Consider the following 14,171-nt stretch of genomic DNA (forward strand, 5'->3'; position numbering starts at 1 on the left):
ATTTAGTCGGGTATGCAATCGTTCGAATTAGATAAAACCGACCTCCTCCGTATTAAAACGGCGCTCGAAGCCGATGATGCTGAGTTAGAGATTGTTCTGAAGGAATACCACGCCTCGGAGATTGCTATACTATTCGAAAAACTGCAGCAGGAAGAAAAGGAGAGGATCATCAATATCCTCCCCACCGACGTTGCATCCGAAGTTTTATCGGAAATGGACGAGGAGCATGGCCCCGCCGAACTGCTTGTAAACCTTGAGCCGGAGAAACGTACGGAGATTATTGAGGAGCTTGATTATGACGATGCTACCGATATTATCTCGCAACTTGACGAAGAAGATCAGCAGGAAATATTAGAAGATCTCGACCACGAAGATGCCAGCAGCATCCGCGCACTGATGACCTATGCCGAAGATACGGCAGGTGGTTTGATGAACTCGGAAATTATTAAGGTAAACATCAACCTTGATAAAAAAGACGCGTTGGATGAGATCATCCGCCAATCGGAAGAGATGGAGGAGTTTTATACCATTTGCGTGGTTGATAACAACGATATCCTGAAAGGTATCCTATCCATCAAAACTGTAATTAAAGCCCGTGCCGATGCAAAGATAAGCGACCTGGTAACTACCGATTTTGTATATGTAAAGGTTGATCTTGACCAGGAAGAGGTAGCCCGCCTTATTAAACAGTACAACCTCACCAGCATCCCTGTTGTGGATGATGATATGAAGCTACTCGGTCGCGTTACGGTAGATGATATCATCGACGTAATGGAGGAAGAGAACACGGAAGATATATTGAAGATTTCCGGTGTATCTGAAGATGAGGAACTGAGCGGTAACTGGGTGGAGGCTGTAAAAAGCCGTTTGCCCTGGTTAGTAATCAACCTTGGTACAGCATTCCTGGCCGCGTCAATCATCCGTAATTTTGATGCTACAGTTGCCAAGCTTTCCATTATATCTGCCTACATGACCATCATTGCAGGTATGGGTGGCAACGCAGCTACGCAAGCCCTTGCGGTAACGGTACGCCGTATCTCGTTAAGTGATTTGACCGATAAACAAGCTTATAACACTGTTTTAAAAGAGTTTCTGGTAGGCCTGATCAACGGTGCAGCCAATGGGCTTATCGTTTTCATAGTAGCCTTCTTTTACGATGCCAACCCGCTACTGGGTCTGGTACTCTTCTTAGCCATGACCGGCAACCTCATCATCGCCGGTTTAACAGGCGCTTCTATCCCTTTGATCCTGAAAAGGGTAGGGATCGACCCTGCCGTGGCCTCATCCATCATCATTACTACTTTCACCGATTGTATCGGGTTTTTATTGCCTTTGTGGTTGGCTACTAAGTTGTTGTTGAAGTAAGTTTCCGAAGATTTGATTGACACATTTGAGAGTTTGGGCACGCAAGGGCGCTAAGACGCGAAGGTTTCTGTGATCGATTGGTGAGTTTTAGCACGCAAAGGCGCTAAGACGCAAAGGTTTTGAAGTGTAAATAAGTTCAAGATTTTTAAGTGCGCAAAGAAACTAAGGCGCGGAGGTTTCTATGGCTGATTGGTGAGTTTTAGCACGCAAAGGCGCTAAGACGCGAAGGTTTTGAAGTGTAAATAGTTTAAGAATACAAAGACAAGATTTTTATGGATGAAAATGAAATCTCGAAAATAATAGTAAATGTGGCATATGAGATCCATACGCAACTTGGGCCTGGTTTATTGGAATCTGTATATGAAGAAATTTTATATTTTGAGTTGATAAACAAGGGCTTAAAGATAGAACGGCAAAAAGGAATTAGCGTACTTTGGAAAGATATAAAAATGGAAGTTGGATTCCGTGCAGATCTTATAGTTGAGAATAAGGTAATTATCGAGATAAAATCAGTTTCAGAAATATTATCAGTTCATTCAAAACAGGTATTAACTTATCTAAAACTATCCGGCTGCAAGCTTGGCTTGCTAATCAACTTCAACGATAAACTTATAAAATCAGGCATCACAAGAATCGTCAACAATCTATAGCGATTACAAGACTTTAGTTTCTCTGCATCCTTAAAAATCTCAAACCAACCACAAAAAACCTTCGTGTCTCAGCGCCTTTGCGTGCTAAAAATCCACCAGCTACAGAAGCCCTCGCGCCTTAGCTTCTTTGTATCCTTAAAAACCTCAAACCAATCACAAAAAACCTTCGCGTCTTAGCGCCTTTGCGTGCTAAAAATCCACCAGCTACAGAAGCCTCGCGCCTTAGCTTCTTTGCATGCTTAAAAATCTCAAACCAACCACAAAAAACTTTGCGTCTTAGCGCCTTTGCGTGCTAAAATTCCACCAACCATAGAAACCTTCGCGCCTTAGTTTCTTTGCGCACTTAAAACTCTCAAATCACCCACAAAAAGCCTTTGCGTCTTAGCGCCTTTGCGTGCCCAAAATCATCACCGAGCAAAACTAAAACCCGAACTCAGATAAAACGAAACCCCTTGCTTATTAACTCCTTCCACACATTAAACAATCAAAAATGTTATATTTATAAATAATCTTTGATATTTGCGTTTTCGCAATTACTAAATAACACTGTTGGGAAGAATTTAATCTGAAACTAATGACTGAAGTTAGACACGACTGGACCAAGGAAGAAATAGCCGAAATATACAATACACCATTACTTGACCTTGTTTACAAGGCCGCGACCATTCACCGCGAAAACAAGGATTACTCGGAAGTGCAAATCAGCTCGCTGATCTCGATCAAAACCGGTGGTTGCTCTGAAGATTGCGCGTATTGTCCGCAAGCTGCCCGTTACAATACAGGTGTTGATGTGCACGCCATGATGCCTAAAGACGAGGTGATCGCCGCTGCCGAAAAAGCAAAAGCCGGTGGTGCTTCACGTTTATGTATGGGTGCGGCTTGGAGAGAAGTTCGCGATAACCGCGACTTTGACAAGGTGATCGATATGGTAAAAGCCGTTAACGAACTGGATATGGAAGTTTGCTGTACCCTTGGTATGCTTACCGAAGCACAGGCACAGCGTTTGGCAGATGCAGGTTTATATGCTTATAACCACAATCTTGATACATCCGAAGAGGACTATAAACGTATTATTACCACCCGTACTTACGATGAACGTTTAAAAACCATCGAAAACGTACGTAAGGCTAAAATTACGGTATGCAGCGGTGGTATCATTGGCTTAGGTGAAACCGTTGCCGATAGGATCTCGATGCTTAAAACACTTTCAAGCTTGCCTAAACACCCGGAATCAGTGCCAATTAATGCGTTGGTGCCGGTAAAAGGAACCCCATTGGCCGATCAGGCCCGTGTGTCTGTTTGGGATATGGTACGCATGGTAGCAACTACCCGTATCATTATGCCTAAAACTGTTGTGCGTTTATCAGCAGGTCGTACCGAAATGACTACCGTTGAGCAAGCTTTCTGCTTTATGGCTGGTGCTAACTCCTTATTTGCCGGCGAGAAATTATTAACAACGCCAAACCCATCATTTGATACTGATATTGCTATGTTTGAATTGCTGGGTTTAACACCACGCAAGGCCTTTAAAAACGGCAGACCAAATAATACAGTGAAAGAAGAAGCTGAAGTAGCGGCTAATTAATTATCCGTTTTGATATTATGAACGAGGCTATCTTGAAAAGATAGCCTCGTTTTTTTATGATATTTCCTTTTGCAATCATGCCGATTTATTTAGGCGTCACACAAGGAAAGGTAACCCGCTTTGCTTAGCAAGGTTGCTTATAGCGTTAAAACAAGCTACCTATCACCAGTTTACTTATCCAAATCATCCCGATCTTCCGGATTCAAACTTCCTTTAATTGCCTTCAGTTCACCCTTATTCCCCTGCGCGTCATAATCACCGCAATAAATAAATCGCGCCCCGCCTATTGATTTTAACTTGCCGGAGTTTTCGCCAAAATCATCAAAACGATCATACCAGCCAACTCTAACACCGTCCACTGATTTCAACCTGCCCACATTATCAAAACCATCGAAATGGGTATAATAAGTAAATTGAGTACTGCCAATAGCTTTAATTTTGCCATCTAATTCCCGGCCGTCAAACTTGTCATATAAAACCACCGGCAAGCCGCCCACCGATTTAAGTTTTCCCTGTAAGCTTTGCATATCAAACCTATCATACCATTCAACAGCGATATCGTCTACGGCTTTCAGCTTCCCCTGGTTATCCATGTCAAATCGGTCATAATAGCTAAAACGGGTGTTGCCAATAGTTTTTAGCTTTCCCTGGTTATCCATATCAAACCTATCGTAATAAGTGATCTGGGTATTGCCGATGGATTTTACACGACCGATGTTATCAAAGCCATCAAATCGTGAAAGGGAAGTGATATGTCCGTCGCCAACTTCTAATGGGATACGGCCTTTAATAAAAAGATACAGTATAATATCGTCGTTAGTGATTTCACCACGTTTATTGCGATTATCTGAGCCGATCTGTGCCTGGCATAAAGTGCCAAAGCTTAAAAGAAAAGTGATTATCAGTAAAGGTTTAAATAACATGTTGTCTTAAAGTTTAGCAGGTTGTGATTGTATGATGTACCGGAAATAATAAAGTTTAATTCGGTTTACAACCACTTTAATATCCGGCTGATTAACAGCCAAATATTTTACAAAAAAAAGAGACGCATTGATAATGCGTCTCTTTCAAATTCTTTAACCAACAGCTATTAGTCGCGCATGTTGATGTACTGCAGCGGTTGACCAAAATCATCGGCACGGCATAGGCTGATCACTGCTTGCAGATCATCTATCTTTTTGCCTTGTACACGAACCTGATCATCCATGATAGACGCCTGTACCTTAAGACCACTGTCCTTTATTTTCTTAACTATTTTCTTAGCGGCCTCTTTATCGATACCCTCTTTAATTTTAACTTCCTTGCGGATCATGTTGCCCGATGCATATTGCTCTTTTCCAAAGTCCAGCGCTTTAGGATCGAGGTGTTGTTTTACCATACGGCTAATGATGCTATCCTGGATGGCTTTTAAACGCATATCATTTTCGGTAACTATGGTTATCGTGTTGGTCTTTTTATCCAGGTCAACAGTGCTTTTCGAATCGTTAAAATCGTAACGGTTCAGGATCTCTTTTTTTGCTGTATTGATAGCGTTATCAAGTGTTTGTCCGTCTATCTTGCTTACTATATCAAAAGTTGGCATAAGTAGTGTGTTGTTTATAAATGATTTGCAAAGCTAAGCTATTGTTAACATACAGCGCAATATTGCAACAATTTGTTTAACTTCTGCAATAAATTACAGTGAATAAAAACTCATCATTTACAAAGGAGTTAATATTAAGTTAACAAATAAATAAGCAGTTTTGTAATCATGTGGCCGGAAGGCAACAATACTTATGGATAAACAGGCTCCCTTAATTAACAGAGAAATTAGTTGGCTTTATTTTAATGATCGGGTTTTGCAGGAAGCTGCCGATCCAACAGTGCCCCTGATAGACAGGATCAGGTTCCTGGCTATATTTTCATCCAATCTTGATGAGTTTTACCGCGTAAGGGTAGCCACCTTAAGTCGCCTTGCGGCATTGAACGAAAAATCGAAGGAGATTTTAGGTTATAACCCAAAAAAGATCCTCAACCAGATAAAAAACATCGTAGTAAGGCAGGAACGTAAGTTCAATAACCTTTACGAGAACATTATTGTAAAGCAACTTGCCGAAGAAAAGATTTTTATATTAAACGATAAGCAGCTTAACGTAACCCGCGGCGCTTTCGTAAAGGATTACTTCAGGGAGAAGCTACTGGCTACGCTGGTGCCTATTATGCTTAACGACGCCTTGCCGTTACCCGAACTAAGGGACAGGGCGGTGTATTTTTTTGTTAAGCTGACCACCAAAAAGAAGGTTCGTTATGCTTTGATCGAGTTTCCGGATAACCTTTCGCGTTTTATTAAACTGCCCGATACCAACAACCTGAAATTCCTGATCCTGTTGGATGATATTATCAGGTACAGTTTAGAGGATATCTTTTTCATTTTTGAGCATGATAGTATTGAGGCTTATTCCATACAGCTTACCCGCGATGCCGAGCTTGATCTTGATAAAGAAGTAAGCGATAAGTTCATCGATTCGTTATCCAAAAGCTTACTGAAACGCAAAAAGGGTAAACCGATGCGTTTGCTGTATGATTCGGATATGCCGATGGATATGCTTAAATACCTGGTTAGCAAAATGGGCTTACATGGTGAAAGCTTGATCCCAGGTAACAGGTATCACAACTTTAAAAACTTCATTTCGTTCCCCAACGTTGGTGGACCGGAGTTGGAATACGGTAAATATCCGGCGTTGCCGGTAGCTGATCTTTCATTCGGCAAAAGTTTGATAGAGCTTATCGCCAAAAAAGATTACCTGGTGAGTACGCCATATCAATCGTACGATTACGTGATCCACTTTTTACGCGAGGCCGCTATCGATCCAAAAGTAAAAGAGATCAGCATTGCGGTTTATCGCCTTGCAGAGGATTCGCGGGTGGTTCATGCTTTGATCAACGCGGCTAAAAACGGTAAAAAGGTAAATTGCCTTGTAGAACTGCGCGCCCGTTTTGATGAGCAAAATAATATCCATTGGAGTAACCGCCTGGAAGAAGAAGGTGTAAATGTACTTTACGGTGTGCCGGGATACAAAGTACACTCTAAAATTTGCCTGGTAAGTCGTACCGAAAAAGGGAAGCTGGCCTATTATGCCTGTCTTTCAACCGGTAACTTTAACGAGAAAACGGCTCGTATTTACGCTGATCATACCTTACTTACTGCTAATAAAAAGATCACCGAAGATCTGGTGAACGTTTTCAAAGCGGTAAATAAAGGTTTGTTGCCTAAAGGCCTGAAAAGTCTTATCGTATCGCCAATTGATTCTCGCCCGGCTATTTATAAGCTGATCGATAACGAGATAAAAAACGCCAAAGCTGGCAAACAGGCCTACATGATATTGAAAATGAACAGCCTTGCCGATGAGGATATGATCAATAAGCTTTACCAGGCCAGCAATGCCGGGGTTAAGATCAAGATGATAATTAGAGGTATGTGCTGTTTAATAGCTGGCGTGAAGGGTTACAGTGAGAATATCGAGGTGATCAGTATAGTTGACAAATACCTTGAACATGCCCGTGTGCATGTTTACTGCAACGGCGGCGACGAGTTAATCTATCTTACTTCGGCAGATTTCATGACCCGGAACATTGATAACAGGGTAGAGGTTGGTTTCCCTATTTATGATCCGAAATTAAAGAAAGAGGTTAGGGACATTATTGATATCCAACTGGACGATAATACCAAAGCCCGCGAGATCAACAGCCAAAACACTAATAAATACCACAAATCAAACGCGCCCGAGAGTCACCGTGCGCAGATTGAAATATATAATTATCTAAAAAGTAAAAATAAATAACATTGAGATACGCCGCCATTGACATAGGTTCGAACGCCGTGAGGCTGTTAATTGCCGATATAATTGAGAACACGGGTTCTATTTCGTTTAAAAAAAATACATTGATCCGTGTACCGCTACGCCTTGGCGACGACGCTTTTATTCAGAAACATATCTCTGAAAAAAAAGCCGGCGAATTGCTGAAAGCCATGCAGGCCTTCCGCAACCTGATGGATGTGTACAAAGTTACCGATTACCTGGCCTACGCCACATCGGCCATGCGCGAAGCCGACAATGGCGACGAGTTGGTGAAAAACATTAAAGAACAGGCTAATATCAACCTCGAAATTGTGCATGGCTCGAAAGAAGCGAGCGTGATCTACGCCAGCCATATCGACCAGAATATCGACAAAAGCAAAAATTACCTTTATATAGATGTAGGCGGTGGCAGCACTGAGCTTTCACTATTCTCAGCAGGCGAGATGATCGTATCCCGCTCATTCAATATCGGTACTATCAGGATATTGGATAACCAGGACACAGAAGAGACATGGAACGATATGCGCGATTTTGTGCGTGATAATACCCGCAACTTCAAACAGCTATCGGGCATCGGCACCGGAGGCAACATCAATAAATTGTTCCGCTTATCCGAAGAAAAGGAAGGGATGCCATTAGCGTTCGCCAAACTAAGGCAGTTATACACTTACCTCAGCTCGTTCTCGTTAAAGGATCGTATCAACGTACTTGGCCTTAACCAGGATAGGGCGGATGTAATTATCCCCGCATGCGAAATTTACCTCACGGTAATGAAGAACGCCAACATCAAAAACATCTATGTGCCACGCGTAGGTATGGTTGATGGTATCATTCAAACTTTAATAGAAAAAAATCTTCAATAAACACGTTAAAATTATTTTAATAAATTGTTTAATAATTTAAAAAGTGTTTGTACATTTGTACTGCCCTCTCAAGGGCATGTTTTTCATAGGTAGATGTAGGGTCGGGTACAAGTTATTCGACCCTTTTTTGTGCCCCTAACTTTTGTGCGTTTGACATGTTGCTGAAGGAAAGATCCATGAAGAGAAAAATAATTGTTGCAATTACCGGTGCCAGCGGCTCAATTTATGCCAGTCTGCTTTTAAATAAATTGGTTCAGCTACGGGATCAGATAGCCGAAGTAGGTGTAGTAATGTCTGACAATGCCAAAGATGTTTGGCGCTTTGAGCTTGATAACGAGGAATACACCAAACTCCCGTTTAAATTTTACGATAAAAAAGATTTTATGGCTCCCTTTGCTTCAGGCTCGGCGAAGTTTGATACCATGATCATTGTGCCATGCTCTATGGGTACGCTCGGCCGTATTGCCGGGGGGATCTCTGATGATCTGATAACCCGCGCTGCCGATGTGATATTAAAAGAACGCCGAAAACTCATCCTCGTAGCCCGCGATACTCCGCTTAATCTGATCCATCTGCGTAATATGGCCACCGTTATAGAAGCTGGTGGCATTATTTGCCCGGCTATCCCATCTTACTACAGTAAACCTCAAACTATTGAAGAATTGGCCATGACGGTTGTAAACCGGGTTATTGATCTGGCGGGATTGGAAAATGAGAGTTATGAGTGGAAGGGGATGTAAGCTTTCCATTATTACTAAGAATCCTGTTTGGCAATATATAGAAGCCGTCATTGCGAGGTACGAAGCAATCCCCAATAGGCAGAGGGGTTAAGCAAATCCGCCCGGTACAGTCGGGGATTGCTTCGTACCTCGCAATGACGCGCGGGAAGATAACCGCTTTATTTAATAGTTGTTAAAATATAACGGTTCAAAAACTCTCGCTGTTTATCCCACAATCGTCACAAAATAATTAAAACCAAAGCCTCCCGTTTGCATTGCTTATATTAAACACAAAAACGTTTATCCATGAGCAACAATAAACAATTATTAAAAGGACAGGCCGCGCTGGTTACCGGTGCCGATAGCGGTATAGGCAAAGGCGTTGCACTCTCGTTAGCCGCGGCAGGGGCTAAACTGCTTGTTAATTATGCCCGTAACCACGATGCCGCTGAAGAAGTAGTTAAGCAAATACAAGATAATGGCGGTGAAGCCTTCGCTTTCCAGGCTGATGTAAGTCATGAAGAAGAGGTTAAACAGATGTTTGCCGCCATGTATGCCAAATATCAAACCATTGATATATTGGTAAACAACGCAGGTTTACAAAAAGACTCAAAATTTGTAGATATGTCGCTCGATGATTGGAACAAGGTGATCAGCGTTAACCTAACCGGTCAGTTTTTGTGCGCCCGCGAAGCTGCCCGTGAATTTATAAGGCGAGGCGTTGTTGAAAGCGGGAGCAAAGCTGCCGGAAAGATAATTTGCATGAGCAGTGTACACGAAGTTATACCCTGGGCAGGCCACGTAAACTACGCGGCAAGCAAAGGCGGCATTATGATGTTCATGAAAAGTATAGCACAAGAACTTGCGCCACATAAAATAAGGGTGAACGGCATCGGACCGGGTGCCATCCAAACACCTATTAATAAGGAGGCTTGGGATACGCCCGAAGCATTGGATAAACTCCTCACACTCATTCCATACAACCGCATTGGTCAGCCTGAGGATATCGGTAAACTGGCAGTTTGGCTGGCATCTGACGAGTCGGATTACATCACCGGTACAACTATTTTCTCTGATGGGGGCATGACTTTATATCCGGGCTTTGCAGACAATGGCTAAATGACATTTTTGTGACACCAAAATCGGTTTAGCAAAACCAAAACGCCATTTACATGGCGTTTTTTGTTTGGCATATTGTAAAATATACACTAAGGTCATTAACAAAATGAAAATTTTGAGGCTTTAAAACGCAATGATTATTAAATATTCATAAAAGTTCATTCAAATTTTAAATATTGATAAGTCAGGCGTATATTTGTTGCGGATTTAAAATTTAAACGAACATGAAAAAGATATTTTTAACAATAGCAACCGCAGCATTATTTACAGTTAACGCTTTCGCCGCCGATGGTGGTAAAAGAGATGGTGGTACCAACGTTTCTTACATTGCTTTACATGGCTTCACTGCCGATTTTGCTGATGCAACTGACGTAAGCTGGACTGTTACTAAAAACACTCAAAAAGCTACCTTCACTGTTGATGGCGTTCAAAAAACTGCTTTCTACAACTTACAAGGTGAGTTTTTAGGTACAACTCAACGTGTTGATAACAAAGCTATCCCTGCTAAAGCCCTTGCTCAAATCACTAAAGAGTACAAAGGTTACAAAGTAGGTGAAGTTATCGTTTACCAGGCTAACACTGATATCAACGATACTATCGACCCAACTTCATACTTTGTTGATTTGAAAAACGACAACCACGAAGTATTGGTAAGGATCACTCAACAAGCTAACATCGAGTTTTTCCAACAAGTGAAATAATCTCGTAAGAGAATAACATAAAAAAAGCCTTTCCTGATATCGGGAAAGGCTTTTTTTATGCTTAAAAATCACAGTTTTAATGTAACAAAACCCCTGTTATTAAAACAAAACAGTAGTTTTTGCCTTTAATTAAATATTAATTAATATTTAGATGATATGCCGAAAACTATAATTGTATCAAACAGGTTGCCAGTGAAAATTTCGAAGGTGGATGATGTTTACCATTCATCACCAAGCGAGGGGGGATTGGCCACCGGGTTGGGTTCAATATATAAACAAGGTGATAATGTATGGATCGGTTGGCCGGGAGTGGAGATTGCCGCACAGGAAGACCAGGATCAGATCACCGCCGAGTTAAAGGACTTAAGTTTATTACCCGTTTTTTTAGATCAGGAAGAGATCAACCAATATTACGAAGGCTTCAGCAATGAAGTACTGTGGCCTGTTTTTCACTATTATGCCTCAACATACGCTTCGTACAAACAATCAAATTGGGATTATTACAAAGCTGTAAATAAAAAATTCAGAGATATGATCCTTAGCGTTGCCGAACCTGGCGACGTGATCTGGATTCATGACTACCAGTTATTACTGTTACCTGCATTGGTACGGAACGAAATGCCGGATGTATCAATTGGCTTTTTTCTGCACATACCATTCCCTTCGCACGAAATGTTCAGGTTAATACCATGGCGATCTGAATTGTTGGAAGGCATTTTAGGTGCCGACCTGATTGGTTTTCATACATTCGATGATGTACGCCACTTTTTGGGCGCGGCTACGAGGTTGCTCCCGGTATCATCCAATGCAAACATCATTACCAATGGCGAACGATCTGTAGTTGTTGAATCATTCCCAATGGGTATCGACGAGAAGAAATATGCGTCGTTACCTTTGCAGGAAGAAGTGAAGCAACAGATCGAACTGATCAAAGAGAACTTCAAAAACAAAAAGCTGATCCTTTCGATAGATAGGCTCGATTACAGCAAAGGCATCCTTCAACGTTTGGAAGCTTTCGAATTATTGCTCGAGATCTGTCCTGAATGTAAGGAACAAATCACGCTTTACATGATCGTAGTGCCATCGCGCGATACCGTGCCTCAATATGCCCACCTGCGCGATGAGATAGATAAAAAAGTTGGCAAGATCAACGCGCTGTACCGCACAATGGATTGGAGCCCGATCCATTATTACTACCGTTCATTCCCGATAGAAACGCTGTCTGCGCTGTATTACTCGGCCGACGTTTGCCTCGTAACACCTATGCGCGATGGTATGAACCTGGTGAGTAAAGAGTATGTAGCCAGCCGGATAAATAACGATGGTGTGCTGATTATGAGTGAGATGGCTGGCTCATCTAAAGAACTGATAGACGCCATTATCGTAAACCCTAACAACACCGGTGAGGTTTGCCGTGCTATTTTGCAGGCCATCAACATGTCGCCCGAAGAGCAGCGCCGCCGCATGATCCCAATGCGCCAGCTTGTTGCTAAGTTCAATACATCGCACTGGGTGAAAATTTTTATGGACAGGCTAAAGGAAGTTAAACTGATGCAGCGTTCGCTACAAGCACGCCATGTAAGTAACACTACTGAGCAAAGCATTATTAACCGGTATATCAAAACCAAAAAGCGCATTATATTTTTAGATTATGATGGCACGCTGGTTAACTTTAAATCCAACATAGATCAGGCCAGTCCGGATAAAGAACTATACAACATCATTAATAAACTTGCCGAAGATCCTGCAAATCAATTGGTTTTAATCAGCGGCCGCAAGCACGAAAACCTTGATGAGTGGTTTAGCGGCAATGATATTTATCTGATAGCAGAACATGGCTCGTGGTTTAAACAACAGGGTACCTCGTGGCATAAAATAGGAGGGTTGAGCGATCAATGGAAGCATGATATCTACCCGATATTGGAAACTTATGTCGATCGTACTCCTGGCTCATTCATCGAAGAAAAAACATACTCATTAGTGTGGCATTACCGTAAAGCCCAGGCTGGCTTAGGCGAGTTGCGCGCCAACGAACTGATGAACAACCTGAAATACCTCGCAAGCGATAAAGGTTTACAATTACTGGCAGGGGATAAGGTGCTGGAAGTTAAGAATATGGATATCAACAAAGGCAAAGCTGCTTTAACCCTTACCGAGGGTAAGGACTATGATTTTGTGATAGCTTTTGGCGATGACTATACCGACGAGGATATTTTTAAAGCACTGCCCGAAAGCGCCATCACCATTAAGGTAGGCAGCAACCTTTCGGCAGCTAAGTTTTATCTCCGCAACCCGGCCGAGGTGAGAAAGTTACTCACCAGCTTTGCTAAATACACACCTGCTGAAGTAGAGATAGATAAGTAGTTGCTTTGTAGATTTTAGTAACGGTAGTTAAAAATCGTTAATGCCCGTGGTTTAGCCACGGGCATTTTTTATATTCGGGGAAATAATACTATCGCTGACCATGAAAAAATCCTGCCTGCTTGTTCTGATAGCGTTGCTTGCCTGTTTGATAAGCCATGCGCAATCTCCAACCTACAAAGTTTACACGGTAAAATTCGCCGAATCGGGCTATCCATTTAAAGTTGGCGATTGGGCTTTGAATGGCCCCAAAAATGAGCCGATCAAAATTGACTTTATGGTATGGCTCATCAAAGGCAGCAATGGCAAAAATATTTTAGTTGATGCCGGCTTTTTAGGTGATAGTGAGGATGCTAAAGATTTTAAACTAAAGAGTTACCAACGCCCGGATTCGGCACTTTTAAAACTTGGCATAAAGCCCGGCGACATCACAGATATCATTGTAAGTCATCCGCATTGGGATCATATTGATGGCTTGAGCCTTTTTCCTAAGGCAAAGATCTGGATGCAAAAACAGGATTATGAGTTTTTTGTAGGATCGGCATGGCAAAAGCCGGGCGAAGCCGGCGGCTATGCTAAACGTGATGTTGTAAACGTAGTGAATTTAAACCTGGCCGGAAGGCTTAAATTGGTTGATGGAGATAATAAAGAGATCATTAAAGGTATAAAAGTTTATACCGGTTCAAGGCATACTTACAACTCGCAATACGTACAGGTTAAAACCAGAACTAAAAGCATCATTCTTGCATCAGATAACATCTGGACGTATTATAGCCTGCAACATATGGTTCCCGCGTCTACAGGTGGCACACTCGATCCTAAAGGATATGTAAAAGCTATGCAGCGGATGAAAACGCTTGCCAGTGATGTTAAATACATTATTCCCGGACACGATGGTAAGCAACTGGAATTATTTCCGAAGGTTGCAGATGGTATTGTGGAAATAAGGTGAATGTTTAACTTGAATCC

Annotated in this window: 12 protein-coding genes; 10 read left to right on the forward strand and 2 right to left on the reverse strand. The window is 42.0% G+C overall.

Going from position 1 to position 14,171, the window contains the following annotated elements:
- The first annotated feature begins 12 nt into the window (after nucleotides 1-12).
- The 3 genes from mgtE to bioB all read left to right on the forward strand — a co-directional run bounded on the left by mgtE (nucleotide 13) and on the right by bioB (nucleotide 3,600).
- A complete protein-coding gene (mgtE, locus tag AAFN85_RS13170) occupies nucleotides 13-1,365 on the forward strand; it encodes a magnesium transporter (protein WP_347527818.1) in 1,353 nt (450 codons plus the stop codon).
- A gap of 272 nt (nucleotides 1,366-1,637) precedes the next feature.
- Complete coding sequence (locus AAFN85_RS13175) at nucleotides 1,638-2,015, forward strand: GxxExxY protein (RefSeq protein ID WP_347527819.1); 378 nt, start codon at nucleotides 1,638-1,640, stop codon at nucleotides 2,013-2,015.
- A 574-nt stretch (nucleotides 2,016-2,589) separates the two neighbouring features.
- A complete protein-coding gene (bioB, locus tag AAFN85_RS13180; RefSeq protein ID WP_347527820.1) occupies nucleotides 2,590-3,600 on the forward strand; it encodes a biotin synthase BioB in 1,011 nt (336 codons plus the stop codon).
- A 170-nt stretch (nucleotides 3,601-3,770) separates the two neighbouring features.
- On the opposite strand, the gene AAFN85_RS13185 is transcribed toward bioB, so the two are convergent.
- Nucleotides 3,771-4,523 carry a hypothetical protein gene (locus AAFN85_RS13185; protein WP_347527822.1) on the reverse strand — a complete coding sequence of 251 codons (753 nt, stop codon included), beginning with the start codon at nucleotides 4,521-4,523 and terminating at the stop codon, nucleotides 3,771-3,773.
- Between the two features lie 167 nt (nucleotides 4,524-4,690).
- Nucleotides 4,691-5,182, reverse strand: a complete 492-nt coding sequence (locus AAFN85_RS13190; protein WP_347527823.1) for a YajQ family cyclic di-GMP-binding protein — start codon at nucleotides 5,180-5,182, stop codon at nucleotides 4,691-4,693.
- A gap of 193 nt (nucleotides 5,183-5,375) precedes the next feature.
- On the opposite strand from AAFN85_RS13190, the gene ppk1 reads away from it, so the two are divergent.
- The 7 genes from ppk1 to AAFN85_RS13225 all read left to right on the forward strand — a co-directional run bounded on the left by ppk1 (nucleotide 5,376) and on the right by AAFN85_RS13225 (nucleotide 14,154).
- Nucleotides 5,376-7,421, forward strand: coding sequence for a polyphosphate kinase 1 (gene ppk1 / locus AAFN85_RS13195; protein WP_347527825.1), 2,046 nt, complete (start codon nucleotides 5,376-5,378; stop codon nucleotides 7,419-7,421).
- A gap of 2 nt (nucleotides 7,422-7,423) precedes the next feature.
- The gene (locus AAFN85_RS13200) at nucleotides 7,424-8,302 is read left to right on the forward strand and encodes an exopolyphosphatase (RefSeq protein ID WP_347527826.1); all 879 of its coding nucleotides are present in this window, start codon (nucleotides 7,424-7,426) and stop codon (nucleotides 8,300-8,302) included.
- A gap of 176 nt (nucleotides 8,303-8,478) precedes the next feature.
- Complete coding sequence (locus AAFN85_RS13205) at nucleotides 8,479-9,042, forward strand: UbiX family flavin prenyltransferase (RefSeq protein WP_347527827.1); 564 nt, start codon at nucleotides 8,479-8,481, stop codon at nucleotides 9,040-9,042.
- Nucleotides 9,043-9,327: 285 nt separating this feature from the next.
- Complete coding sequence (locus tag AAFN85_RS13210) at nucleotides 9,328-10,140, forward strand: SDR family oxidoreductase (RefSeq protein ID WP_347527828.1); 813 nt, start codon at nucleotides 9,328-9,330, stop codon at nucleotides 10,138-10,140.
- A 224-nt stretch (nucleotides 10,141-10,364) separates the two neighbouring features.
- Nucleotides 10,365-10,841, forward strand: coding sequence for a hypothetical protein (locus AAFN85_RS13215; protein ID WP_347527829.1), 477 nt, complete (start codon nucleotides 10,365-10,367; stop codon nucleotides 10,839-10,841).
- Nucleotides 10,842-10,997: 156 nt separating this feature from the next.
- Nucleotides 10,998-13,205 carry a bifunctional alpha,alpha-trehalose-phosphate synthase (UDP-forming)/trehalose-phosphatase gene (locus AAFN85_RS13220; RefSeq protein ID WP_347527831.1) on the forward strand — a complete coding sequence of 736 codons (2,208 nt, stop codon included), beginning with the start codon at nucleotides 10,998-11,000 and terminating at the stop codon, nucleotides 13,203-13,205.
- 100 nt (nucleotides 13,206-13,305) lie between these two features.
- Entirely contained in the window at nucleotides 13,306-14,154 is an 849-nt protein-coding gene (locus tag AAFN85_RS13225; protein WP_347527832.1) for an N-acyl homoserine lactonase family protein, read from the forward strand.
- Nucleotides 14,155-14,171: the final 17 nt, after the last annotated feature.

This window comes from Mucilaginibacter sp. CAU 1740, from assembly GCF_039839285.1.
GTDB lineage: Bacteria > Bacteroidota > Bacteroidia > Sphingobacteriales > Sphingobacteriaceae > Mucilaginibacter.